Origin of the sequence: Vibrio sp. SCSIO 43135, assembly GCF_023716665.1 — a bacterium.
Lineage (GTDB): Bacteria > Pseudomonadota > Gammaproteobacteria > Enterobacterales > Vibrionaceae > Vibrio > Vibrio paucivorans.
In genome coordinates, this window is record NZ_CP071859.1 from 334,598 (window position 1) to 359,412 (window position 24,815).

A 24,815-nucleotide genomic window follows, 5' to 3' on the forward strand; every position below is an offset into this window, starting at 1 on the left:
GATTTGGAACTTTAGTAACGAGCTTTAGAGTGCGACTAAATTAAAATCGTCGCAAGCCCTAAGAATACGGAGAGGCCGATGACATCGGTCACGGTAGTGAGCGCCATACCACCCGCTAAGGCTGGGTCAATATTCATTTTCTTGAGTAGAATTGGGATAGTTACCCCAGCAATCCCTGCAACCAGTAAGTTAGTCATCATGGCTGCGGAGATAATGCCGCCAAGCATCCAGTCACTCTTCCATGCGACAACAATACCACCAATGATCAGCGCCCAAAGAATACCGTTAAGGAAACCGATAGCGGCTTCTTTAAGCAGTAATTCGCGTTTGTTACTGTCACCGATATGGCCTAAGGCTAAACCGCGGATGACGAGAGCAACAGTTTGGTTACCTGCTACGCCGCCCATTGAAGGCACGATGGTCATCAATACTGCGATAGCAGCCATTTGATCTAATGTCGCTTCAAACATGTTTGAAACCGAAGCCGCAGCAAGAGCAGCTAAAACGTTGGCTCCAAGCCAAACGCTACGCTTACGTGCCGACTTTACTACAGGTGCAAAGGTATCTTCGTCATCATCAAGGCCAGCCATACTCATCATTGAGTGCTCTGCATCTTCACGAATGACATCGACCACGTCATCGATCGTTATACGACCAACCAGATGTTGGTTTTCATCAACAACAGGTGCAGAAACCCAGTTACGACGTTCGAACAAGCTGGCGACATCTGAGTCGCTGGTATCGACAGAAATCGCTTCATCCGCGTCATCCATAACTTCGATAACCGGAACATCTGGTTGAGTCGTGAGTAGCGTCGTCAGTGATAAATGGCCGATAAGGCGGCTTTCTTCGTCGATGACGTAAAGTGCATCGGTTGCCTCAGGCAGTTCACCTTTCATGCGCAGATAACGAAGGACTACGTCGACGTCGACGTCACCACGAATGGTTGTGACGTCAGTATTCATTATCCCGCCAGCAGTGTCCTCTGGATACGACAGCGCGGTTTCAACACGCAATCTATCAGCCGTGTCCATTTGCGATAGGACTTCACGTGAGACATCATCAGGTAGGCTTCGCAGGACGTATGCAACGTCATCGGTGTCCATACCTTCTGTTGCTTCTGCCAGCTTTTCTGGCGCCATCTTGGAGACAAGCGCATCTTTAACGTCTTCGCTTAACTCGTCGAGGATTTCACCGTAATCTTCAGGATCGGTGAGCTGCCAAAGAACGTCACGGCTTTTACGTGGTGAGGCTTCAAGGAGGTGAGCAATATCTTCTGGCTCCATATCCTGCAGTTGGCGTCGGACATGGACAAAACGGCCATTTTCTAGAGCTTCAGTAACTTCTTGGAGGGCTTGGTGAGCTTGGTCAAATTCTATTTGCTCTGCCATTGATTCCCCCTAAACTCTTAATACTTACAATGTTTTAAATAGTAACTTAAATATATAGCTTGGTTAATAAGATATTGTGAACAAACGGCTATTTAATGAGTTTATGGGCAGGTTATTCGTCTTCGTCGAACTTGTGTTCGATTAAGTTACACACCGCTTCCAGCGCTGGGGCGGCGTCATTGCCTTCGGCGGTGATAGTCACGTGTTCGCCTTGAGCAGATTCGAGCATCAGCAACCCCATGACGCTATCGGCTGTTGCTTCTTTGTCTTCGTGGTTGCGAATAGTCAGAATCGCTTCAAACGATTGAGCTAATTCTACCAATTTAACAGCAGCACGAGCATGAAGACCTAATCGGTTCTGAATGAGTACAGTTCGGCTTTGCTGCTGCATGGTAAGAGTCCTATGAGTGATGTTTTTCTAACGAAGTGTGGCGGATTTGAACTTGATGGCCCAGCTGAGAAAAGTACTCACCAATTTGTTGAGTCAAATACACTGAACGGTGTTTTCCGCCAGTACAGCCAATCGCCACAGTGAGATAGCTGCGATTGTTTTTCTCTAGCATAGGTAGCCAGTTGTCAATAAAGCCTTGGATTTGCAATTTGAGGTCGATGACTTCTTGGTGAGATTCCAAGAAGGATTTAATCGGGGTATCGAGTCCGGTTAACGGCCTTAACGCGGGTTCCCAGTGAGGGTTCGGTAAAAAACGAACATCAAACACGTAATCAGCATCATTAGGTAAGCCGTATTTGAACCCAAATGATTGGAATACCATGACAAGCTCTTGCCGTTCCCTTCCTTCTACTCGCATACGAACGGTTTCGCTGAGTTCGTGTAGAGATTGGTTACTACTGTCCAACACTAGGTCGGCATGCTCTTTTAGTGGTGCGAGTATCTTGCGTTCAAGCTCAATCGCTTGGGCCAACGAAGGTTTTGAATCACTTAACGAGAGCGGGTGTAGACGGCGAGTTTCACTATAGCGCTTTAGGAGCGTTTCTTGGTTAGCTCCTAAGAAAAGAACGTTAACGTCAGTGCTTTGCTTGAGTTTTTCAAGCAAGTCGTCAACTAATGTCGGCTCTTTAGGTAAGTTTCGGATATCAATACTAACGGCGACATTTTGCTTGCTGTCAGATACCGACTGAATAAAAGCATCAAGTAGACTAACGGGCAAGTTATCTACACAGTAATATCCAAGGTCTTCAAGAACTCTTAGAGCGACACTTTTACCTGCACCAGATTGACCACTCACAACGATTAAACGCATCGCAATACTGCCTACTTGTTAACCATGATGTTATAGAGCTCTTGATCGCTTTGTGCGTTTCTCAGCTGCTTAAGGATTTGTTTGTCGTTAAGACGTTCGGCCATCGAAGAAAGTGTTTTCAGGTGCTCTTTACATTGTGCGTCTGGCACGAGCAGAGCGAAAAGAAGGTCGACAGGTCGATTGTCTATAGAATCAAATTCGATAGGTTGTTCACATTGAAGAAGTACGGCTACCGCTTGGTCGCTCGACATCATACGAGCATGGGGAATGGCGATACCATTTCCAATGCCAGTACTGCCCACCTTTTCACGGCTGAGCATACATTCAAAAAGTTCGGTGGAGTTTTGACCAGTTTGCTGTGCGACGATTTCGCTGATCATTTCTAGAGCGCGTTTTTTGCTCGTGCATTGGACTGCACTTTTAGTGCAGTCCAATGAAAGTACTTCGCTGATTTGCATGATTAGTGGCTACTTAGCTTTTCTTTATGCTTGTTAAGTTGTCTAACGAGTTTATCCACTAGTGCATCGATTGCAGCGTACATATTTTCGTCGTCTGCAGTTGCGTGGATATCCCCTTGGTTTACGTGAAGGGTAGCTTCAGCGATTTGTCTTACTTTCTCAACACGCAATACAACGTGTACGTTATTGATATGGTCGAAAAATCGCTCAAGTTTTTGAAACTTTGAGTTTACATAGTCTTGCAGTGAATCGGTAAGATCAACGTGATGGCCATTAATGTTAATTTGCATAGACTTTCCTTCTCGGTTATAGGCCTTAAAGTAGGCGTTTGCGCTGACTTGAAGGGGCAATGCCCAAAGATTCTCGGTACTTAGCTATGGTTCTTCTAGCGACCTGAATCCCTTGATCAGCCAGTAATGCTGCAATCTTGCTGTCACTGAGTGGTTTCGCGGTGTTTTCCGCTGCCACCAGTTTTTTAATCAAAGCGCGAATTGCAGTGGATGAACACTCTCCTCCGTTGTCTGTACTAACGTGACTAGAGAAGAAGTACTTCAATTCAAATATGCCTCTAGGGGTATGCATAAACTTCTGAGTCGTAACACGTGAAATAGTGGACTCATGCATATCAACAGCGAGGGCAACATCATTTAGGACCATTGGTTTCATGGCCTCTTCCCCATACTCGAAGAAATCACGTTGGTGTTCAACTATGCATTTTGCAACTTTGAGCAACGTCTCGTTTCTACTTTCTAGGCTTTTAATTAACCACTTTGCTTCTTGCAAATTGGTTCGAATGTACTGGCTATCGGCACTGTTTCCTTTGCCTAAGCTAGCATATTGTTGATTTACTTTAAGTTTTGGAACACTGTCTGGGTTGATGGTAACCACCCACTTACCATGGTCTTTGAAAACAGACACATCAGGAATGACATACTCAGCGTGATCTGGGGTGATGCGACTACCTGGACGAGGATCCAGTTGTTGGATAAGCGCCAGTACGTCTCTTAACTCTGCTTCTTTAAGTTTGGTTTCTTTAATGATCAGCTTGTAGTCTCGATTACCAAGATGATCGATATGGTTGTTCAAGACCAATTTGGCTTCATTTAGCCAAGGAGTATCTTCTGGGAAAGTCGCCAGTTGTAATAACAAGCAATCTTGAAGGTTTAAAGACGCAACGCCCAGTGGGTCAAATTGCTGGATGCGTTTACGCACAGCTTCAATTTCATCCAGTTCGATCTCTTCATTATCAAAGCTGTCGAGGATGTCTTCACTGCTAATCGTAAGGTAACCATAATCATCGATAGCGTCGATGATAGCTAGCGCAATGGTTCGGTCGGTTTCACTGAATGGAGTTAAGTCGAGCTGCCACAACAGGTAATCATGCAGTGACTGCGTAGTTTCACCTTGGTAAATAGGTGCATCGTCATCTAGAGCAATACCAGTGCTACCTGTATTCGCGCTGTATACATCATCCCAAGTGGTATCGATTTCGAGTTCGTTGCTGATTTCTGATTTTTCGATCAACTCGGAGCTGTCTTTAGGCTCAGGCTCTGCAACTTCTACGGTAGGCTCTTTTTCCTCATTAGTGCTTTTTTCTTCGCTCGATGCTGGTTCATCGCTACCTTCTTCAACATCAAGTAGCGGGTTGGAGTCCAGCGCTTCTTGAATCTCTTGTTGAAGATCCAAAGTAGACAGTTGCAGTAAGCGAATCGCTTGCTGCAACTGAGGAGTCATGGCTAATTGCTGACCTAGCTTGAGTTGTAATGAGGGTTTCATTCAGTGTCGCTTACCTTATTATTTTTAGATTCCGCTACCGACTCTATTTAATCATAGACGGAATTGTTCACCGAGATAAACTTGTTTTACTTGTTCATTATTGAGAACGTCCGCCGGTGTTCCTTCAGCGATCAAGTGCCCTTGGCTTACGATGTAAGCTTTTTCACACACATCAAGCGTTTCACGCACGTTGTGGTCGGTGATCAGCACACCTAGGCCACGATCTCTTAAGTGTTCGATGATCTTTTTGATGTCAATAACTGAGATTGGGTCAACCCCGGCAAAAGGCTCATCCAGCAAGATGAACTGTGGGTTTGCTGCTAATGCGCGCGCTATCTCTACGCGTCGACGCTCACCACCTGACAACGCCATCCCCGCGCTTGCACGGATATGTTGGATGTGGAACTCTTCCAGCAGGTCTTCAAGTTTATCTTGGCGCTCCTCACGAGTCATTTCTTCACGAGTCTGAAGAACGGCCATGATGTTATCTTCCACCGATAATTTACGGAAGATAGACGCTTCTTGCGGCAAGTAGCCTATACCCATGCGAGAGCGGCTGTGCATTGGAAGAATACTGATATCTTGATTGTCGATGCTTATTTTTCCTTCGTCTCGAGCGACGAGACCAACAATCATGTAAAACGATGTGGTTTTACCTGCACCATTCGGGCCGAGTAGGCCAACGATTTGACCAGACTCTACTTCTAAGCTCACATCAGAAACTACGCGGCGGTTTTTGTAGCTTTTCGCTAGGTGCTCTGCTTTTAATATTGCCATATTAGTTTTGGGCTGCCTGTGGTTGAAGAACGGTGCTGACACGGTCGCCTGTTTGACCGTCGGCAATGAGCTTCTGCTCGGTGATTCTATAGCGGATCTTGCTGCCACGGATTACGCTGTCGTCTTGTGACAGCATGGCTCGCTTAATCATAGTGAGTTGGTCATCGACCATTTTGTAATACAGCTCTTCTGCTTCACCATAAAGGGTTTTACCATCGTCAGTCAGCTGTGAAAACGTCGCTAGATCGCCATAGCCTTCAATCTCTTGGATTGTGCCATCTTTTGGGTCACGAATGACGATTACTTTATCGGCATTCATATTGATACTGCCTTGCTTAAGCTTTACATCGCCGAGGAAAGTCACTCGGTTGCTCTGCATATCTAGGTGCTGGCTGTCAGAGTCGATGTAGACAGGCTGGTCTTGGTCTGTAGATAGTGCCATGGCATTGCTTGATGCCAATAGGCAAGCAAATAGACTAAGGTGTGAGAGTTTCATATCTACCTTGTACATGGTTGTAAAGAACAGCGGTATTGTCAGCAAAATTGCCTTTCATCGCCTGTCCTTCCGTTTCAAATTGAGGGCCGACAAGAACAACTCGATTGTCTGCCCAAAAGTCTCGATTATCAAGTTTTATGCTCATTTCGTCGGTAGACATAGTGTCAAATCCCGAGTCACTGAGTAGGTTTTTAGCCAAAACGTTGTCGTATAATGTCAGGACTTGCTCTTCACTGAGGATGGCTCGATCAGCAGTGATTTCCCATTCCTGAATGACACCTTCTTTATAGATTTTCAGTACAGGAAAATCGAACTCAGTGTCGCCACTTTTCGCGAAGTGGTCTAAGTGTGTTGAAGTAATGATGTAGCTGCGGATTCCGTCTTCTGCGTAAGAAACGTTCTCCATGTTGGTGCCGCTAAACATCGGCAACTCCTGATCTGGAGTTACTTGGATATCGAATGTTTGTTCTTTGTCGAAGAGGTAATAAGCCGACCAACATGCAACAAAAAACAGTAAAGTATAAATAATACGAGATAAACTCATATACTTAAGCCTTTATGTACGTCTAACTCATCACGTGCTTGAAGAATAAGATCGCAAACCTCTCGTACTGCACCATGCCCACCTTTGATAGTAGTGACATAATTCGCTCGTTTGGCGAGAAGTGGGTGACCATCAGCGACGCAAACTTGTAGTGCAACTTTTTCCATTACTGGCCAGTCAATCAAATCATCACCGATGTAACCAGTTTGCTCGGGTGCAATATTAAGCTTACGACATATGTCTTGGTATGCTTTAATTTTGTCGTCTTGCCCCTGGTAAATCAGAGATATACCAAGAGCCTTCATGCGATTTTCTACAATTTGAGATTGGCGCCCTGTGATAATGGCTACTTCAATCCCGGCGTTCATTAATGATTTGACGCCATAACCATCGCGAGTATGAAACGTTTTCAGCTCCTCGCCATTATTACCCATGTAGATTAAGCCATCTGAGAACACACCATCGACATCGCAGATCAGCAGTTTAATCTCTTTGGCAATTTTTAACAGGTTTTGTTCGACTGGACCATAAAGAGTTTCAATTAATTTGCTCATTACATCACTCCAGCTTTTAATAAATCGTGCATATTAAGCGCACCAACCAGTTTGCCATTATCACACAGCATCAGGCCATTGATGCTTTTCTCTTGCATTAAGTTAACCCCTTCAGCTGCAAGCATATCTGGGCTGGCTGTAGTTGGGTTTTGAGTCATTACTTGGCCAATGGTTTCAGTATGGATATCGACGCGCTTGTCGAGAATACGACGTAAATCACCGTCGGTAAAAATTCCGACGAGTTGCTGAGTGTCGTCAACAACAGCTGTCATCCCCAAGCCTTTTTGGCTAATTTCCAATAGGGCGTCGCGGATTACCGTATCGGCGGTGACCATAGGTAACTGCGCTCCGGAGTGCATAATATCGGATAATTTGAGTAGCAGCTTACGCCCAAGCGCACCACCTGGGTGAGAGAGCGCAAAATCTTCAGCAGTAAAACCACGAGCCTCGAGTAGGGCAATTGCAACAGCGTCCCCCATGACTAGCGTAGCCGTCGTACTGGATGTTGGAGCTAGCCCGAGTGAACAGGCTTCTTTCGGTACCGTAATTTGCAGGTGTGCGTCAGATAGCTTCGCCATATTGGATTGCGGCTTACCTGTCATACTAATGATACGAATATTCAAGCGCTTCAATACTGGGAAAAGAGAAAGAATTTCTGTTGATTCTCCAGAGTTTGAAATAGCAAGAACGATGTCACCTGGTTCAATCATACCAAGGTCGCCGTGCGCAGCTTCACCAGGGTGAACAAAGAATGCAGAAGTGCCAGTGCTTGCCAATGTCGCGGCAATTTTGTTACCGATGTGGCCTGACTTTCCCATCCCCATTACGACAACCTTGCCTTGGTTAGACAAAATCATTTCACAGGCTTTGGTAAAGTCTTGATTAAAATACTGGTCCAGTTGTACCAATGCAGCGACTTCGGTATCTAACACTCGTTTCGCTACGCTACGGAAATCAAACGTTGATGACATCAAAATACTCCACTAATGGGGAAAGGTGTTAAGCGCTCATGTTCATGATGAGATAGCCTTGGTAGGCGATGAAAGCGATGAACAATACGCCACCTTCTATACGGTTAATGCTGCGAGATTTGCCCAGAGCCATCGCAACTAGCAGTAGAGACACACCCAGCATAACCCAGAAGTCGCGTCCCATTGCGTATTCGCTCAGCATGGAAGGATTAAGGATGCCTGGAAGGCCCATTACAGCAAGAATGTTAAACACGTTTGAGCCGATAATATTACCAACGGCCATATCATCTTCGCCTTTAAGAACTCCGGCTAAAGAAGCAGCTAGCTCAGGTAAGCTAGTACCTACCGCGATAATAGTTAAACCAATAACCAGGTCACTCATACCGAAGTATTTAGCAATAACAACTGCGTTGTCTACTAATGTGCCAGCAGCAATAGGTAGAATAATTAAACCAATGACCACCCACATCGCGGCTTTGCCATTGCTTACACCGTCAGGAATCTCGGATTCTTGCTCCTCTAGCAGCACATCGCCGTTTTGCTTTTCTTTACGGCTGATGTGTAGCATCGCGAAAATGAAAGCAGCAAATAGAACAAACAGCAGTACGCCTTCGTAAAAACCTAGGTGGCTATCCCATAAGATGGCGCCAGCAACCAGTGTAACGACAATCATCAATGGCAATTCACGGCGCAATACCGCAGAGCTTATAGATAGTGGTTTGATGAGGGCGGTGATACCTAAAATTAAAGCAATGTTGGCAATGTTTGAACCTAACACGTTCCCCACGGCTGTGTCGGTTTTACCTTCAAGAGCCGCTGTCGCAGAGACCATCATCTCTGGTGCCGATGAGCCCATAGCTAGGATCGTCATACCGATAACCAATGGAGAGATACCGACATTACGCGCTAGAGCCGCAGCTCCGAATACTAACTTATCTGCACTCCAAACGAGAAAAACAAGGCCGACGATAAGTAACGCAACGGCTTCAAACATAGTGATTCCTAATTCATGAACAATTAATGATTTAACCGCTAATTTTGACGGTTTGGTAGGCAAAAGGGAAGCAGAACAGGTAACTATTTAACAATATTGACCTATTTTATAAGAATTCAGAATGGAGAAAACGTAAGGTCCGAATTAGATTTAATTGAACAGTGCTTTTAATCCCAAGTTAATGTGCTTATGATTGCCCATATAAAAGGATGTACTCGTTAGGAATGATACAGGTAGCTTATGCCAACGGCGGATCTTGTTACAATCAATAACTTATACTTTTCCCGAGGTGAGCGGACGATATTTGATGATGTCAGTCTGCATGTACCAAAAGGCAAGATTACTGCGATCATGGGGCCATCGGGGATTGGTAAGACTACCTTGTTGCGCTTGATAGGTGGGCAACTCGCGCCAGACGCGGGGGAGATATGGTTTGATGGTGACAACATACCCACTTTGAGCCGTAAAAGACTTTATCATGCGCGTAAAAAAATGAGCATGCTGTTTCAATCAGGTGCCTTGTTCACCGATCTCAATGTCTTCGACAATGTCGCTTTCCCGTTAAGAGAACATACACACCTCGATGAATCATTAATTCGCACTTTAGTGTTGCTCAAACTTGAAGCTGTGGGCTTGCGAGGAGCGGCTGAGTTAATGCCGAGTGAGTTATCTGGGGGAATGGCACGCCGTGCTGCTTTAGCGCGCTCTATCGCCCTGGACCCAGAGTTAATCATGTACGATGAACCTTTTGTTGGTCAGGACCCGATAACCATGGGGGTTCTAGTTGAGCTGATTCGTAAACTGAATGATGCACTAGGTGTCACTTCAGTGGTGGTTTCTCATGATGTGCCTGAAGTAATGAGCATTGCCGATTGGGTCTATTTACTCGCGGATGGAAAGATTATTGCCTCAGGTAAACCCAAACAACTCGAAGAAAACGATGATCCTCGAGTGCAGCAGTTTCTCTTAGGAACGGCTGATGGCCCTGTCCCATTTCGTTTTCCAGCTGATGATATTACAAAGGATTTGTTCTAATGGCTTCTGGTTTGTCCGACTTTGTCGTTAATACAGGTCGCAGGGCGTTAGCCATTTGCGAAGCTTTTGGTCGAGCCAGCTTAATGCTGCTAGGTGCGATAGCTAGCCGCCCAAGGCCAATTGAAAACCTCCCTTTGTTGATAAAACAACTCTACAGCGTTGGTGTTCAGTCGTTGGCTATCATTGTTGTATCTGGGCTTTTCATTGGTATGGTGCTCAGCTTACAAGGGTATGTCATTCTGGTTGATTACGGTGCGGAAGGCAGCCTTGGTCAGATGGTGGCACTGTCTTTGTTGAGAGAATTAGGCCCTGTTGTTACCGCTTTATTGTTTGCTGGCCGCGCAGGCTCTGCGTTGACTGCTGAGATTGGACTAATGAAGGCAACAGAACAGCTTTCGAGTCTCGAAATGATGGCAGTCGATCCACTTAAACGAGTGATTGCACCACGCTTGTGGGCGGGTCTTATTTCTATGCCTTTATTGGCGATGATTTTCATGACTGTTGGTATATGGGGCGGTCAATTGGTTGGTGTTGATTGGAAAGGTATCGACCATGGTAGTTTCTGGTCAGCGATGCAGTCGTCTGTAGAGCTCGGCAGAGACATCGGCAACAGCATGATTAAATGTTTAGTGTTTGCAGTCACAGTGACTTGGATAGCGTTATTCAATGGCTACGATGCTACGCCTACCTCTGAGGGGATAAGCCGAGCAACTACGCGCACTGTTGTGCACTCGTCTCTAGCTGTATTGGGGCTAGATTTTGTACTAACCGCATTGATGTTTGGGAATTAATCATGCAACAGACAAGAAAAACGGAATTTTGGGTTGGCACTTTTGTTATTGCGGGAATTTGCGCAATATTGGTAATGATTTTTCAAGTTGCTGACGTTAAAGGGCTCGGTTCTAACGATACTTACACCCTCAAAGCTGAGTTTGACAATATTGGCAGCTTAAAAGTACGTTCTCCTGTGAAAGTGGGCGGCGTCGTTATTGGGCGAGTTACTGATATTTCATTAGATCCTGAGAAGCTATTGCCTGTCGTTTCAATGGCAATCAACGCGCAATATCAGCAGTTTCCAGACACTTCTAGTGTACAAGTACTGACGTCAGGTTTAATTGGTGAGCAGTATATAGGCTTGGTACCGGGCTTTATCTTTGAAGATGAAGAAATGCTCTCTGACGGCGATTATATTGAAGATACCAAATCAGCATTAGTGCTTGAAGATTTGATTGGTCAAGTGCTTTACAGTGTGGGTGGTTCTGACGACACAGGAAGTGAGGAATAGTCGCATGATAAATAAAATGTTTTTCAAAAAATTGTGGCTTGTGTGTTTAGCGATACTGCCTTTATTTGCTAACGCAGCGGAAATTGATAAAACGCAACCCTATCAAATGATGCAGCATGTTGCGCAGCAAGCCTTTGAAAGGTTGAAGAACGAGCAAGCTGAAGTTCATCGAAATCCAGACCACTTGAAGGTTATCGTTGAAGAGGAGCTTATGCCTTACGTCAACGAAAAGTATGCGGCGTTAAAGTTGTTGGGGCCAAATTTGAAAGGCGCAGATAAGAAAGATGTTGAGACTTTCATTATCGCGTTTAGAAAATATTTGGTGGCATCATTTGCTCAGGTGTTAACTCAGTATACTGATCAGGTGATTGAATTTGGACCTGAGCCAAAGCTCGATCCCAAGAAGCGCATTACGGGTATTAAAGTAGAAATTGTTGATACACCGAGGCCGAACATCAAACTCGAATTTAAACTTCGTAAGAATAAGAATACTGGAGAGTGGGCTGCATTCGACATGATTGCTGAAGGGATTAGCTTATTGTCGAGTAAACAATCAGAGTGGAGCAGTAAGCTACGTCAAGAAGGGCTAGTGAGTGTCGCTCAGGATCTTGAAGAGTTGGCAAGCCGCCCAATACAGTTTGAATCCGCCGAGAGTGCTCAGTAATGAGTCACTCTCAATGGCAACAATCCCGACCAGAGCTCGTTAGCTTACTGGGCGCTCTCGATAGAGAAAATGTGCCGGCGCTTTGGGCGTTTATCAAAGCCTGGCAACCTAGCGAAGCGCAAGTCGAGTTTTCGCTTGAAAAGGTCGAAAGAATAGATTCGTCTGGCATGGTGATGTTAATTCACTTAATAGAGCATGCAAAAAAGCAAAACTGTCATATAATGCTCAGTTTCGTGCCAGACCAACTGAGCACTTTGTTTCAGCTAAGCAATGTCGAGTCTATGTTAGCTAAACATATAAAACACTAAGCAGAGGTGAATTGTGGATAGCGCAAAAGTACAACAGTTATTAGAAGAAGCACTCAACCTTCAAGAAGTGCATGTAAAAGGTGAAGGTAGCCACTATGAAGTGGTTGCTGTTGATGCTTGTTTCGAAGGAATGAGCCGCGTTAAGAAGCAACAAATGATTTACTCTCCTCTGATGGAGTACATTCAAAGAAACGACATTCATGCCGTTTCTATCAAAGCATTCACGCCCGACGAATGGGCTCGCGATAAGAAATTGATGTCGCTGTAAGGTTAATTAATGGAAAAGTTTCGAGTAATTGGATCGGACCAACCTCTAAGTGGTGAAGTAACGATCTCTGGTGCAAAAAATGCGGCTTTGCCAATTTTGTTTGCCTCAATACTGGCTGAAGAGCCTGTTGAAGTCACCAACGTACCTAAGTTACGCGACATCGATACAACGATGGAGCTATTAAAGCGTCTAGGTGCGAAGGTTGAACGTAACGGCTCTGTACATGTTGATGCTGGTGGTATTGATGAGTACTGTGCACCGTATGATTTAGTGAAAACGATGCGAGCGTCGATCTGGGCCCTTGGGCCTCTTGTAGCGCGCTTTGGTCAAGGCCAAGTATCACTACCAGGTGGATGTGCTATTGGTGCACGTCCAGTGGACCTACATATTCATGGTCTAGAGCAGCTGGGTGCAACGATCACTCTGGAAGATGGCTACGTAAAAGCGAACGTTGATGGACGCCTTAAAGGTGCTCATATCGTAATGGATAAAGTGAGCGTAGGTGCGACGATTACCATTATGTGTGCGGCAACGCTTGCGGAAGGTAAAACTGTGCTGGATAACGCGGCGCGTGAACCTGAAATCGTAGACACAGCTGACTTCCTAAACAAACTAGGCGCCAAAATCTCTGGTGCAGGTACAGATACTATCACCATTGAAGGTGTTGAACGTTTAGGTGGTGGTAAGCATGCTGTAGTTGCAGACCGAATTGAAACGGGGACTTTCCTAGTCGCTGCCGCAGTATCAGGCGGTAAAGTAGTCTGTCGTAACACTAGTCCTCATTTACTCGAAGCCGTGCTTGCTAAGCTAGAAGAAGCTGGGGCTTTGGTAGAATCCGGTGAAGATTGGATCAGCGTTGATATGACAGGCCGCGATCTGAAAGCGGTGACTGTGCGTACTGCACCTCACCCTGGATTCCCTACGGATATGCAGGCGCAATTCACACTACTGAACCTAATGGCGAAAGGCGGTGGTGTGATTACTGAAAATATTTTCGAAAATCGCTTTATGCACGTACCAGAGCTTATGCGTATGGGGGCTAAAGCTGAGATTGAAGGTAACACCGTTATCTGTGGTGATGTTGACCGCTTGAGCGGTGCTCAAGTAATGGCAACAGACCTACGTGCATCAGCTAGCTTGGTTATCGCTGGTTGTATTGCACAAGGTGAGACTATTGTTGATCGTATCTACCATATAGACCGTGGTTACGACAAAATTGAAGATAAGCTATCTGTATTAGGCGCTAATATTGAGCGTTTTAAAGAAGCAAACTAGTTTCAGCTAACGTTTGTAAGCCGAAACTTAGGTTTCGGCTTTTTTATGAGTAAGAGATCAGTTAAAGTCTGGGATTATTATTTCAGGGTTAGTTGTTCTGGAGAACAGAAAATGATTGCACTATTACGTGTATTGGCTGTAGCGATTTTTGCGATCGTCATGTTTGTATTCGGTTGTGGCTATTGCCTACTTAGCCCACGTAACCCGAAGCATGTATTTACTTTTGGACGCTACTTCGGTCGCATGTCCAAAGTCTTTGGTATCAAGCTAGATTTGAGAATACCAGAAGACGCATATAAGCGTGGTCAGCATGTGTACATTGCGAATCACCAAAATAACTGGGACTTGTTTACCGTTTCGTCGGCAGTCACACCTAAGGTTGTTACCGTAGGTAAGAAGAGCTTGGCGTGGATGCCACTGTTCGGTCAGCTGTATTGGCTAACCGGTAATATTCTTATTGACCGTGCTAACCGCTCTAAGGCGAAAGGCACTATTGATCAAGTAGTTGATAACCTAAATAACAGTGATGTGTCGGTTTGGATGTTCCCTGAAGGTACTCGCTCACGTGGCCGTGGGCTACTGCCATTTAAGACAGGAGCTTTTCACGCAGCGATTGGCGCTGGGCTACCTATCATCCCGATTGTATGTAGTTCGACACGTGGCATTAAGCTAAACCGCTGGAACAACGGTCATGTAATCGTAGAGATGATGCCAGCTATTGACATTGATGGTTACAGCAAAGAAAACGTTCGTGAACTTGCTAATGTTTGCCGTGAGCAAATGAAAGATAAGTTGGAAGCCTTGGATAACGAAGTCGCGATGCTAAACCAGCAAGAAGGTGTAAAAGCGTAATCCTGACTTTAACTTTATCTAAGCCTCAATCTAGCGATTGGGGCTTTTTTATTGCTCAAGTAAAAGCAGGGAGTTCTTACCTCAACTGATATAAATGACCAGGGATAGGGTAGGAGCGAGTAGAATGGGGGATGACTAAGAATGTGATTCTTACTACGCGCTTATCCATCAATGTGTTAAACCTCACTAGGAGCCTTGTAATACTACATAGTTCCATCAAGGTCTGAGACATTTACTTGGAGCAAGTAAGTCGCAGCTAAAACGAAAAAAGCCAAGTCTTCCGACTTGGCTTCTTAAATGTGGCTCCCCCTGCGGGACTCGAACCTGCGACATACGGATTAACAGTCCGCCGTTCTACCAACTGAACTAAGGGGGAAAAATGGTGCCGACTACCGGAATCGAACTGGTGACCTACTGATTACAAGTCAGTTGCTCTACCTACTGAGCTAAGTCGGCGCCTAAATTAATAAGCAATCGGCTTATCAATTTTAACATGGCTCCCCCTGCGGGACTCGAACCTGCGACATACGGATTAACAGTCCGCCGTTCTACCAACTGAACTAAGGGGGAATAAATCTTTGCAAGTAATAAATGGTGCCGACTACCGGAATCGAACTGGTGACCTACTGATTACAAGTCAGTTGCTCTACCTACTGAGCTAAGTCGGCACACTTTATTCTTTGCTTGTTGTTGTCATTAGACACCAACAAATAAATTGTGGTGCCCGGAGGCGGAATCGAACCACCGACACGAGGATTTTCAATCCTCTGCTCTACCGACTGAGCTATCCGGGCGACGAGGTGTATTAAACGGTTTTTCTCTTTTCAGGTCAACACTAAAATACAAAAAAAATGTCGTTTGTTGTTTTTCTATACTCAGTGGGGTGTTTTTGTTCATTTGAAAGGGAATAAAGCCCGTTTAGCTAAGTAGATATGGTGTTCTTTTACCAAATTGATACAACTAAAAAACAAAAAAGCGCGTAAAAATACGCGCTTTTCTATTCTCTAAAGTAGAAAAAGATTCGAATATAGAGAAGTTAGTGTTTGATAGTGAATTTACTCACCCACGATTCTAACTCGTTCGATAGTGAAGTTAGGGTTTGGCTGCTATCGTGGCTTTCGGATACGACACCACTTAACTGGTTTCCGCTTTCTTCGATCATATTAATGCGTTGAGAGATGTCATCGCTTACTTGCGTCTGCTCAGCTGCTGCAGTGGCAATTTGGTGGCTCATTGAAGAGATCGACTCGAGTGCCATTACAATTTGTTGTAGAGCTTGTGAAGCATTTTGAGATTCGGTTACTGTGCTCTGACTTGTTTCTGCACATACCTCCATCGTGTGTATCGCATTACGCGAACCCTCTTGAAGGTTATTGATCATTTGCTGAATCTCTTTTGTACTGTCTTGAGTTCGCCCTGCTAGATTGCGTACTTCATCTGCGACGACGGCAAATCCGCGTCCTTGCTCACCTGCACGAGCGGCCTCAATAGCGGCATTGAGAGCGAGTAGGTTAGTTTGCTCTGCAATGTCTCCAATCACATCGAGTACTTTGGCGATATTGTTTACATCGTTGTCTAGATCTGAGACCGCTTGGCTTGCTGTACCTAATTGATTCGCCAGCCCTTCAATATTCTCCACGGTATTATGGATTAATTGCTGGGTATGCTGGCTTTGCTTGTCTGCTTCGTCAGTGTTAGTGGCTGTATCTCGCGCGGAATCTGCAACATTGTTTGCAGAAGAGGCCATCTCGGTCATGGCGGTTGCGATCATAGCGGTAGATTGCTGTTGAGTCTCTGTCAATTGGGCGATGCTTCCAGCACGGCTTTCGACATTGCTTAGCTCGTTTCTCAATGCATGCATAGAAGAATCTAAATTTGTCACTAGCTGAGCGAGTGACTGGCTCATCTGCTGAACCGCTTGATAAATACTACCTTCTGGCGCACTCGTATCGAAAGAGTTCTGTATTTCGCCTCTTGCTACAGCTTGGACTGCTTCACGAACATCATTAGGTTCCCCGCCTAGTAGTGAGATTGTTTTTCGGATAGCGAATATAAGTACAGACAGAATGGCGAAAGCGATTACCAAGCAAAGTGCAACTTGCCATTGTGCGGTAGACCAGAAGCGCTGATTGACTTCATCAAAGCTTATCCCTGTTCCCACATACCAACCCCAACGAGGGCTCTTTTGAGCGATAGATAATTTGTTGTCGATAGTTCCGTCTGGGTAAGCAGAGGTCCACTCGTATTGAGCGATACCTGTCGGGTTCTTACGAATCGCGTTGATTAGGATCTCACCGATACTGTTGCCGTTGCCATCTTTAAAGTCATGGAAGCTAGTGTCATGAAGTTGAGGGTCTAGAGGGGCTGCCACAAACATCATGTTCTCATCAGCGACATAAACATACTCGTTGTCTTTATAGATGTTATTGCGTAGTAGGCGGGTAGCCAATGCTTTTGCTTCTTCTTCTGGAAGCGTGCCGTCAGCGGCCATCTTTTCGACTTCAGTCAGTATGCTGTAGGCGCTCTTAAAGATTTCAGTGACTCGAGCTTGGTTGTCTTGATCGCTGGCAACTCTAAGAGTCCATAGTCCAGTGGCGGTCAGCGCAAGTAGCGCGAACAAAATTATCGCCGATAAAAAATATGCTTGTGTTTTTAGCTTCATATTGCACCCACCGAAAAAAGGTCAGTTAAATATTCACAGTGATAAACCACACTGTGGTTTGTAATAATTAATTCATATTAGTGTAAGAAGTATAGCGGCGAATATCGTCATGAGATGAAAGTATGATGAGGATTAAATTTTTAGCGTAAAAAAAGTTTTTATTTGCTGTGTTGGATGAAAATAAGAGCGATGAACGCTGATTCAATAAGGGATTAGGTGAATAACAGGTGTGTGGGGCTGGGGAGAAGTTACCGTTCAGAAAGTCGTATTCGATGTCTTGTCGAGAGTGGAATGACATATGCGGCCATCAAATATGCAAAGGCCAAATTTTTCGGTTTAGTTTTTAAAAGTGATTCCCTGACAGATCGTAATATTGCTGACTAGGGTGAAGGTACGTACTGGGTACAGAACTGTTGTAGTTAAAACGAAAAAAGCCAAGTCTTTCGACTTGGCTTCTTAAATATGGCTCCCCCTGCGGGACTCGAACCTGCGACATACGGATTAACAGTCCGCCGTTCTACCAACTGAACTAAGGGGGAATTATTTGTGTATCTCTTCGAGATAAGCACCAAATAATGGTGCCTCGAGGCGGAATCGAACCACCGACACGAGGATTTTCAATCCTCTGCTCTACCGACTGAGCTATCGAGGCAAAAGAATGGTGCCGACTACCGGAATCGAACTGGTGACCTACTGATTACAAGTCAGTTGCTCTACCTACTGAGCTAAGTCGGCACACTTTATTCTTTGCTTGTTGTTGTCATTAGACACCAACAAATAAATTGTGGTGCCCGGAGGCGGAATCGAACCACCGACACGAGGATTTTCAATCCTCTGCTCTACCGACTGAGCTATCCGGGCGACGGAGCGCTATTAAACGGATTTTCCGCCTCCGCGTCAACTTGTTTTTAGAAAAAAATTCAAAAAAGTGGTTAACTGCTGCGAATTTAGACAATATTGCCCGTTAGCTTTTACCCGCATTAAAATCTTTCTTAAATTTGGTCACTTTTTCTAAGTATCGCCTGGCTTCTGCATTTGAGTGTTTTTTAGTCAGAGCCCAATAAACTTGATTTGGCTGTAAAGAATTGAGGTTGTTCATTGCCCGCGAGCGGCTATTGCGATCAAAGGTGTTTAGAACTCCGCCAGTGCCACCGTTGTAGGCAGAAATCATACTGTACTCGAGCGAAAGAGGGTGATTCACGTCTTTTAGATAGCGGTTCTTCAAGATGTAGAAATAGGCAGTGCCGGTATCAATGTTGTTTTCTGGGTTAAACAAATATTCCGGTGTCGGGTCTCCAGGCTTCTTTTTCACCAATTTAAATACGTCACGACCAGCTGTTTTCGGTACAACTTGCATCAGCCCGTAAGCATTGGCCCAACTAACCGCATACGGGTTAAAACTACTTTCGGTTTTTATGATCGCGTAGATGAGATCTTCTGGGATGTCGTAGCGTTTCGATGCTCTTCGAACAATATCTGCGTACTTATAACTTCGAATCTCAGCTTGTTCTTCCACCATAGTGATTTCAACGTAGTAGGCTTTTTTGAAATCGACCTCTTTGACTTTCAGTTGGTGTTCGATCAAGTAATCCGCGTAGCGACTTGCGCGCCACGACCATTGAATGGGCTTCTTATCCTGGTCTACGACTTGCTCATAAAGGAACGGTTGACCTTCAAGAGTGATGTCCTTAGAAGAAAATAGGTCGACACTTGCAGGATCGTCAGGAGTAAGCAAAGTCGTGACGATCGCGTTTTTTAGGTGCTTTTTCGGCTCAGTTGGCGAGACTGTTTCGATTGTGATCTTACCACTAGAGAAGTTAACTTCCGCACGACTGAGATAGTTGTCGATATACTTTACGTAGTTACTTTTACCAGCGACTTTGATTTCTCGGCTACCCCAACGCTTTTCAATGTTGCCGGAGAAGCTACTGATGAGAGCGTCAAGCGCTGCCGTGTCTTTGGCAAATTGGCCGGGCAACTCGGCAAGGTTGTTTGCAAAACGGTTGGTGGGCTCATAATTGACGTCGTAGATACTTTCAACGAATTCTCGGCTGCAGCCAACAAGCAGTAGTGTCGTTAAAAAATACGCTAGCTTTTTCATAGGGTCCTATTATTACGTTTTTGCAATGTCGCTTAATTTCAATGTCATCTTTTTCGATGACAAATTGGAGAGGAGCGGATAAAACAAAATGACATCACAGCAGGCTATGATGTCATTCGATTAACGGATGCGGTGGTTACTTCTCACTTGGTGGCGTATAGCCTTCAATGTGGACGTCTTTCCCTTCGAATAGGAAGTTAACCATTTCCGCTTCGAGTAGCTTACGGTGCTCTGGGTCCATCATGTTGAGTTTCTTTTCGTTAATAAGCATAGTTTGCTTACTTTGCCAAAGCCCCCAAGCTTCTTTAGAAATGTTATCAAAGATGCGCTTGCCTAGTTCGCCAGGGTAAAGTTGAAAATCTAGACCTTCAGCATCTTTCTGAAGTCGAGCACAAAATACGGTGCGGCTCATAATGTTTCCTCATAATGACTATTGAAGTTCAAACGGTAGGCTTTCCAGCAGCTGTTTTACTGGTGCGGCTAAACCGATCTCTTCAGGTTGGGATAAGTTATACCAAAGACCTTTAGAACCTTCCATTATCATGTCTGGCTGCTTTGATACATCCACCAAAATTGGCGTGATATCTAGGTGGTAATGGCTGAATGTGTGGCGGAACGCAATAAGCTGCGTTTGTTTGATAATGGAGTCGTCATTGACATTGCGGTTATCTAACAGCGGCTGAATATCGGCATTTGCAGTCTCAGGGAAGCAAAATAGTCCACCCCAAATGCCGCTTTGTGGGCGTTGTTCGAGCCAGACTTGGTTGTTGTGATGCAACATGGCAAACCAAGCTTGTTTTACGGGCTTGTCTTTCTTTGGCTTTTTGCCTGGGTAATCAAGAGGGTTACCCTGCTTTTTGGCTACGCAGAAGCTTTCTACAGGGCAAAGCGAGCACTTAGGATTGCTTCGTGTACACACCATGGCACCCATATCCATCATGGCTTGGTTATACTTATCGGTATCAATCTGTGGAGTATGCTGATCGGCAATTTCCCAAAGTGCGTTCTCGACTTTCTTTTGTCCCGGCCAACCAGCCACAGCAAAGCTGCGAGCCAAGGTGCGTTTAACATTCCCGTCTAGAATTGCGTGAGGTTTTTTATACACAGATGATAAGACCGCAGCCGCTGTCGAACGGCCTATCCCTGGTAGGGCATTCATTTGCTCTAAGTCGGTAGGAAACTCGCCATTATATTCTGCCGCGACAATTTGTGCTGCTTTATGCAGGTTGCGTGCTCTAGCGTAATAGCCGAGCCCAGTCCATAGATGAAGAACTTCGTCTTGATGCGCGTTAGCCAGATCGATGACGGTTGGAAAGCGTTCAAGGAAACGCTGGTAGTAGGGTATGACGGTGGCAACTTGAGTTTGTTGCAACATGATCTCAGACAGCCAAACACTGTAGGCTGTTTTATTTTGTTGCCACGGAAGGTCTTTACGTCCGTAGGCGTCATACCACTGTAATATGGCCTGTGCAAAAGGGGTCACGACTTACTCTAATATCTATTATAATTTGGGGCAAAATTGCACCACACTTAGCGCTGGATGTAAAACAGACAAATTGTGTGGGATTTGGGTAGATAAAACTTGCACCCAAGGCGATTCTTTGGATAATCACAAGCCCTTTGAGGCAAGTGCAAAATTTATACAGGCAGAGCAATGAGTGAAGTAACCACTAATGAATACACAGAAGACGGCAAACTGGTACGTAAAATACGTAGCTTTGTTCGTCGCGAAGGTCGTTTAACTAAAGGCCAAGAAAATGCGATGAATGAATGTTGGCCAACAATGGGTATTGATTACCAACCACAACGTTTGGATTGGCAACAGGTATTCGGCAACGATAACCCTGTGGTACTTGAAATTGGCTTTGGTATGGGTGCTTCTCTAGTCGAAATGGCAAAGAATGCCCCAGAGAAAAACTTCCTTGGTATTGAGGTACATAGCCCTGGTGTTGGCGCTTGCCTAGCTTCAGCTCGCGATGCTGGTGTTACAAACCTTCGCGTAATGTGCCACGATGCAGTCGAAGTGTTTGAGCACATGATCCCAGATAACAGCTTACATACATTACAGCTTTTCTTCCCAGATCCTTGGCATAAAGCGCGCCATCATAAACGTCGCATTGTGAAAGCCGAATTTGCAGAGATGGTGCGCCAGAAGCTGATTATGGAAACAGGTATTTTCCACATGGCGACTGATTGGGAAAACTATGCGGAGCATATGATTGAGGTGATGAACTCAGCACCAGGCTTCGAAAACATCGCGCAAGACGGTGACTTTATTCCTCGCCCAGAAGAGCGTCCACTGACTAAATTTGAAGCACGTGGACACCGCCTGGGCCACGGTGTGTGGGATATCAAATATAAGCGTACCGCGTAAGCTAAAAAGCACTGATATCTTGATTAGTTTTGAAAGCCGACATTTGCTAATGTTGGCTTTTTTGCCCTTTAGGGCAGTAGATACCGATAATAATAAAATGACAGGTCAAAGATGAAACCGACACCCGCAATATTGACTGAAATCCTACAAGAAGTACGACCGCTTATTGGTCAAGGTAAAGTAGCCGACTATATTCCGGCTCTGGCGAAAGTATCAAATCAAAAACTGGCTATTGCTGTTTATACCAATCAAGGTGAGGTGATTAAAGCTGGTGATGCGGACGAAGCCTTTTCTATCCAATCGATTTCTAAAGCATTAAGCCTTACGCTTGCGATGGTGCTATACAAACCTGAAGAGATTTGGCAAAGAGTGGGCAAAGAGCCTTCTGGTCAAGCGTTTAACTCGATGATCCAGCTAGAGATGGAGCAGGGGATACCGCGCAACCCATTCATTAATGCAGGGGCGATTGTAGTCGCAGATTTACTGCACAGCCGCTTATCTGCGCCTAGGCAGCGACTACTTGAGTTTGTGCGCCAGCTGTCCGGTGATACCCATATCACTTATGATAAAATCGTTGCGGCTTCAGAAATGTTACATAGTGATAGAAATGCGGCGATCGCCTATCTAATGCGTTCATTTGGCAACTTTAGCAACGATGTGATCCCTGTGCTGAATAATTATTTCCATGCCTGTGCATTGAAGATGAGCTGTGTTGACCTCGCTAAGACTTTTAGCTACCTAGCCAACAAGGGCACATCAGTTCAAACAGGCAAGCAAATCATTACTCCAACTCAAACCAAGCAACTTAATGCTTTGCTCGCAACGTGTGGGCTCTATGATGGAGCTGGTGAGTTTGCGTATCGAGTCGGAATGCCGGGGAAATCGGGTGTAGGTGGCGGAATTATCGCTGTCGTACCAGGAGAAATGACCATAGCGGTTTGGTCTCCAGAGCTCGACCCTTCGGGTAACTCGTTAGCGGGTACAAGAGCGTTAGAATTACTTGCAGAGCGAATTGGCCGTTCGATTTTCTAGCGTGCTTGTTCCTGTTAATAAGGGCAGATTGTGAAACGAAAAGAGCAGCGAAAGGCTGCTCTTTTTAGTTTAGTTACTATCGAGATGAGGCTATTGCTCGAACAATTCCAAGTGCAGCTTCTGAATTGCTGCTTTTGACTCTGACTCATCGAGTAAAAAACATAAGTTATGCGGGCTAGCACCGTAACAGATCATGCGTAAATTGAAGTCTTCTAGCGTTCCGAAGACTTGTTTTGCGTATCCTTTGCTTTCACTCATGTTGTTACCGATAAGAGCCACCAAGCAAAGGTTATGTTCAACATCGACTTTACATAGTTCTTCTAGCTCTTTTCGTACTGCTTCTGGAAGCTCTGGTGCGCCACCAGATGTGTCAGTTTGATCTAACGTGAGTGACACACTGATTTCAGAAGTGGTGATCAAATCGACCGAGATTTTATGTTTGGCTAGGATTTCAAACACTTTGGCTAGGAAGCCGTACGCATGGAACATGTTTGCACTGCGCAGCGTTACCATTGTTTGGTTACAGCGAAGCGCAAGGGCTCTAAATAGTGGTGAGCTTTCGACTTGATGACGAATCCAAGTGCCACCTTTCTCTGGTTCTTTTGAAGAACCGACAAACACAGGGATGTCATGGCGAAGAGCTGGAACGAGCGTAGAAGGGTGCAAGATCTTAGCACCGAAGTTAGCCATTTCAGAAGCTTCACTAAAGCTTATCTCGGGGATTGGTGAGGCTTTCGGTGCAATGCGTGGGTCAGTCGTATAAATACCTGGTACATCTGTCCAGATCTCTAGCCCTGCAGCTTGTACTGACTCTGCTATCAGCGCCGCACTGTAGTCACTACCACCTCGGCCTAGGGTTGTTGTGTTACCTTCGTTGTCACTGCCGATAAACCCTTGTGTAATAACGACATAGTTTTGGCAAAGCGGGACGAGTTTTTCCTGTGCCAAAGCAAAGATATCGGCTAATTGAGGCTCTGCCTTGCCGAAATTGCCATCTGTTCTTAACACATCTCGAATATCAAAGCGTACCGCGTTAATGCCCCTTTCCTTCATTAATTGAGTCAGCAAGTAAGTCGACATCAACTCACCACAGGCAACTAAGTGATCGGTCAGCTTTTTGCTGGATTGGAATGACGCAGCTTCAGCTGCGCTAGCCACGCTGTCCAAAATACTTTGTACTTGTTGCTTTGTTTCTTGTGGCTCTTTTAGCTGCGCAAGTACATCTTCATGAATTGCATTGATCTTTTCGAGCACTTGTTGGCGCTTACCCTGATCTTGAACTCCATTAGCGAGCTCGACCAGTAGATTTGTTACCCCTGAGCAGGCACTGCTGACCACAAGCTTAGTGTTTGGATTATTCTCAATAATAGAGGCACAACGGCTCATTGCTTCAAAGTTGGCTACACTGGTTCCACCAAATTTGGCGACATTGAATGCGCTCACAGCATTTCTCCCACGACTTCCTAAAAATAATTACAGTTGGTTATAAACAGATAACCTAACGTCCGATGTTGAAGAGAGTATTAGAGCAAAAAGAGAGGTATTAGATTTGAATTTGAAACCTCAGAAGCTCTTCACTAGACAGGGCTAGCGACAGTTAAGGGGATTCAGCCCTCTTAACCGACGATTCTAATCCGCAACTTAGAATTGTCTCGGCACGGCTCCCCATCAATGTTTTGTATTGGAGTTGTGGCTCCACAAAACACCTGCCTGGGCAGTGCTCCTCTTCTGCATAA

The 24,815-nt window shown here is 45.2% G+C and carries 27 protein-coding genes, 9 tRNA genes and 1 riboswitch; of the genes, 10 read left to right on the forward strand and 26 right to left on the reverse strand.

Annotation, left to right across the window (positions count from 1 at the left end):
* Positions 1-35 precede the first annotated feature (35 nt).
* The 12 genes from mgtE to J4N42_RS01655 form a co-directional block, all read right to left on the reverse strand.
* Positions 36-1,391 carry a magnesium transporter gene (gene mgtE, locus J4N42_RS01600; protein ID WP_252029225.1) on the reverse strand — a complete coding sequence of 452 codons (1,356 nt, stop codon included), beginning with the start codon at positions 1,389-1,391 and terminating at the stop codon, positions 36-38.
* A gap of 112 nt (positions 1,392-1,503) precedes the next feature.
* A complete protein-coding gene (locus J4N42_RS01605) occupies positions 1,504-1,782 on the reverse strand; it encodes an HPr family phosphocarrier protein (protein WP_252029227.1) in 279 nt (92 codons plus the stop codon).
* Positions 1,783-1,792: 10 nt separating this feature from the next.
* Positions 1,793-2,653, reverse strand: a complete 861-nt coding sequence (gene rapZ, locus J4N42_RS01610) for an RNase adapter RapZ (protein WP_252029229.1) — start codon at positions 2,651-2,653, stop codon at positions 1,793-1,795.
* An 11-nt stretch (positions 2,654-2,664) separates the two neighbouring features.
* The gene (ptsN, locus tag J4N42_RS01615; RefSeq protein WP_252029231.1) at positions 2,665-3,111 is read right to left on the reverse strand and encodes a PTS IIA-like nitrogen regulatory protein PtsN; all 447 of its coding nucleotides are present in this window, start codon (positions 3,109-3,111) and stop codon (positions 2,665-2,667) included.
* A 2-nt stretch (positions 3,112-3,113) separates the two neighbouring features.
* A complete protein-coding gene (gene hpf / locus J4N42_RS01620; RefSeq protein WP_252029232.1) occupies positions 3,114-3,401 on the reverse strand; it encodes a ribosome hibernation promoting factor in 288 nt (95 codons plus the stop codon).
* Between the two features lie 25 nt (positions 3,402-3,426).
* The gene (locus J4N42_RS01625) at positions 3,427-4,887 is read right to left on the reverse strand and encodes an RNA polymerase factor sigma-54 (protein ID WP_252029234.1); all 1,461 of its coding nucleotides are present in this window, start codon (positions 4,885-4,887) and stop codon (positions 3,427-3,429) included.
* A gap of 51 nt (positions 4,888-4,938) precedes the next feature.
* Complete coding sequence (gene lptB / locus J4N42_RS01630; protein ID WP_252029236.1) at positions 4,939-5,664, reverse strand: LPS export ABC transporter ATP-binding protein; 726 nt, start codon at positions 5,662-5,664, stop codon at positions 4,939-4,941.
* A gap of 1 nt (position 5,665) precedes the next feature.
* Entirely contained in the window at positions 5,666-6,160 is a 495-nt protein-coding gene (gene lptA / locus J4N42_RS01635; RefSeq protein WP_252029238.1) for a lipopolysaccharide transport periplasmic protein LptA, read from the reverse strand.
* Positions 6,141-6,704, reverse strand: a complete 564-nt coding sequence (gene lptC / locus J4N42_RS01640; RefSeq protein WP_252029240.1) for an LPS export ABC transporter periplasmic protein LptC — start codon at positions 6,702-6,704, stop codon at positions 6,141-6,143. Before lptC ends, lptA begins: the two co-directional genes overlap by 20 nt.
* Positions 6,701-7,258, reverse strand: coding sequence for a 3-deoxy-manno-octulosonate-8-phosphatase KdsC (gene kdsC / locus J4N42_RS01645; RefSeq protein WP_252029241.1), 558 nt, complete (start codon positions 7,256-7,258; stop codon positions 6,701-6,703). Before kdsC ends, lptC begins: the two co-directional genes overlap by 4 nt.
* Positions 7,258-8,229, reverse strand: a complete 972-nt coding sequence (locus J4N42_RS01650) for a KpsF/GutQ family sugar-phosphate isomerase (protein WP_252029243.1) — start codon at positions 8,227-8,229, stop codon at positions 7,258-7,260. Before J4N42_RS01650 ends, kdsC begins: the two co-directional genes overlap by 1 nt.
* 28 nt (positions 8,230-8,257) lie before the next feature.
* A complete protein-coding gene (locus tag J4N42_RS01655) occupies positions 8,258-9,223 on the reverse strand; it encodes a calcium/sodium antiporter (RefSeq protein WP_252029245.1) in 966 nt (321 codons plus the stop codon).
* 240 nt (positions 9,224-9,463) lie between these two features.
* Here J4N42_RS01655 and mlaF point away from each other — a divergent pair, with 240 nt between their 5' ends.
* The 8 genes from mlaF to J4N42_RS01695 all read left to right on the forward strand — a co-directional run bounded on the left by mlaF (position 9,464) and on the right by J4N42_RS01695 (position 14,910).
* The gene (mlaF, locus tag J4N42_RS01660; protein WP_252029247.1) at positions 9,464-10,258 is read left to right on the forward strand and encodes a phospholipid ABC transporter ATP-binding protein MlaF; all 795 of its coding nucleotides are present in this window, start codon (positions 9,464-9,466) and stop codon (positions 10,256-10,258) included.
* Positions 10,258-11,049, forward strand: coding sequence for a lipid asymmetry maintenance ABC transporter permease subunit MlaE (gene mlaE, locus J4N42_RS01665; protein ID WP_252029249.1), 792 nt, complete (start codon positions 10,258-10,260; stop codon positions 11,047-11,049). The genes mlaF and mlaE overlap by 1 nt, the downstream gene beginning before the upstream one ends.
* A gap of 2 nt (positions 11,050-11,051) precedes the next feature.
* Positions 11,052-11,543: an outer membrane lipid asymmetry maintenance protein MlaD gene (gene mlaD / locus J4N42_RS01670; protein WP_252029251.1), complete on the forward strand. Its 492-nt coding sequence runs from the start codon at positions 11,052-11,054 to the stop codon at positions 11,541-11,543.
* A 16-nt stretch (positions 11,544-11,559) separates the two neighbouring features.
* A complete protein-coding gene (mlaC, locus tag J4N42_RS01675) occupies positions 11,560-12,207 on the forward strand; it encodes a phospholipid-binding protein MlaC (RefSeq protein ID WP_252030764.1) in 648 nt (215 codons plus the stop codon).
* Positions 12,207-12,515 carry an STAS domain-containing protein gene (locus tag J4N42_RS01680; protein WP_252029253.1) on the forward strand — a complete coding sequence of 103 codons (309 nt, stop codon included), beginning with the start codon at positions 12,207-12,209 and terminating at the stop codon, positions 12,513-12,515. Before mlaC ends, J4N42_RS01680 begins: the two co-directional genes overlap by 1 nt.
* 13 nt (positions 12,516-12,528) lie before the next feature.
* On the forward strand, positions 12,529-12,783 hold the full coding sequence (ibaG, locus tag J4N42_RS01685; protein ID WP_252029255.1) for a BolA family iron metabolism protein IbaG: 255 nt from the start codon (positions 12,529-12,531) through the stop codon (positions 12,781-12,783).
* 9 nt (positions 12,784-12,792) lie between these two features.
* The gene (murA, locus tag J4N42_RS01690) at positions 12,793-14,058 is read left to right on the forward strand and encodes a UDP-N-acetylglucosamine 1-carboxyvinyltransferase (RefSeq protein WP_252029257.1); all 1,266 of its coding nucleotides are present in this window, start codon (positions 12,793-12,795) and stop codon (positions 14,056-14,058) included.
* A gap of 111 nt (positions 14,059-14,169) precedes the next feature.
* The gene (locus J4N42_RS01695; RefSeq protein WP_252029260.1) at positions 14,170-14,910 is read left to right on the forward strand and encodes a 1-acylglycerol-3-phosphate O-acyltransferase; all 741 of its coding nucleotides are present in this window, start codon (positions 14,170-14,172) and stop codon (positions 14,908-14,910) included.
* A 300-nt stretch (positions 14,911-15,210) separates the two neighbouring features.
* Here the strand turns inward: J4N42_RS01695 and J4N42_RS01700 are convergent.
* The 13 genes from J4N42_RS01700 to mutY all read right to left on the reverse strand — a co-directional run bounded on the left by J4N42_RS01700 (position 15,211) and on the right by mutY (position 21,156).
* Positions 15,211-15,286, reverse strand: a tRNA-Asn gene (locus J4N42_RS01700).
* A gap of 4 nt (positions 15,287-15,290) precedes the next feature.
* Positions 15,291-15,366 (reverse strand) — tRNA-Thr (locus J4N42_RS01705).
* 38 nt (positions 15,367-15,404) lie between these two features.
* A tRNA-Asn gene (locus tag J4N42_RS01710) sits at positions 15,405-15,480 on the reverse strand.
* A 22-nt stretch (positions 15,481-15,502) separates the two neighbouring features.
* A tRNA-Thr gene (locus J4N42_RS01715) sits at positions 15,503-15,578 on the reverse strand.
* A gap of 50 nt (positions 15,579-15,628) precedes the next feature.
* Positions 15,629-15,704, reverse strand: a tRNA-Phe gene (locus tag J4N42_RS01720).
* A gap of 242 nt (positions 15,705-15,946) precedes the next feature.
* The gene (locus J4N42_RS01725) at positions 15,947-17,572 is read right to left on the reverse strand and encodes a methyl-accepting chemotaxis protein (protein ID WP_252029262.1); all 1,626 of its coding nucleotides are present in this window, start codon (positions 17,570-17,572) and stop codon (positions 15,947-15,949) included.
* Between the two features lie 463 nt (positions 17,573-18,035).
* A tRNA-Asn gene (locus tag J4N42_RS01730) sits at positions 18,036-18,111 on the reverse strand.
* 37 nt (positions 18,112-18,148) lie between these two features.
* A tRNA-Phe gene (locus tag J4N42_RS01735) sits at positions 18,149-18,224 on the reverse strand.
* 7 nt (positions 18,225-18,231) lie between these two features.
* Positions 18,232-18,307 (reverse strand) — tRNA-Thr (locus tag J4N42_RS01740).
* A 50-nt stretch (positions 18,308-18,357) separates the two neighbouring features.
* Positions 18,358-18,433 (reverse strand) — tRNA-Phe (locus J4N42_RS01745).
* Between the two features lie 103 nt (positions 18,434-18,536).
* Positions 18,537-19,673, reverse strand: coding sequence for a membrane-bound lytic murein transglycosylase MltC (mltC, locus tag J4N42_RS01750; protein ID WP_252029264.1), 1,137 nt, complete (start codon positions 19,671-19,673; stop codon positions 18,537-18,539).
* Between the two features lie 136 nt (positions 19,674-19,809).
* A complete protein-coding gene (locus tag J4N42_RS01755; RefSeq protein WP_252029266.1) occupies positions 19,810-20,085 on the reverse strand; it encodes an oxidative damage protection protein in 276 nt (91 codons plus the stop codon).
* 18 nt (positions 20,086-20,103) lie between these two features.
* Positions 20,104-21,156, reverse strand: a complete 1,053-nt coding sequence (gene mutY, locus J4N42_RS01760) for an A/G-specific adenine glycosylase (RefSeq protein WP_252029268.1) — start codon at positions 21,154-21,156, stop codon at positions 20,104-20,106.
* A 171-nt stretch (positions 21,157-21,327) separates the two neighbouring features.
* On the opposite strand from mutY, the gene trmB reads away from it, so the two are divergent.
* Positions 21,328-22,047, forward strand: a complete 720-nt coding sequence (trmB, locus tag J4N42_RS01765; protein ID WP_252029270.1) for a tRNA (guanosine(46)-N7)-methyltransferase TrmB — start codon at positions 21,328-21,330, stop codon at positions 22,045-22,047.
* Between the two features lie 111 nt (positions 22,048-22,158).
* Positions 22,159-23,079, forward strand: a complete 921-nt coding sequence (gene glsB / locus J4N42_RS01770) for a glutaminase B (protein WP_252029272.1) — start codon at positions 22,159-22,161, stop codon at positions 23,077-23,079.
* Positions 23,080-23,169: 90 nt separating this feature from the next.
* Here the strand turns inward: glsB and lysC are convergent, their stop codons facing one another.
* Complete coding sequence (gene lysC / locus J4N42_RS01775) at positions 23,170-24,522, reverse strand: lysine-sensitive aspartokinase 3 (RefSeq protein WP_503033775.1); 1,353 nt, start codon at positions 24,520-24,522, stop codon at positions 23,170-23,172.
* 116 nt (positions 24,523-24,638) lie between these two features.
* Positions 24,639-24,815, reverse strand: a riboswitch (Lysine riboswitch).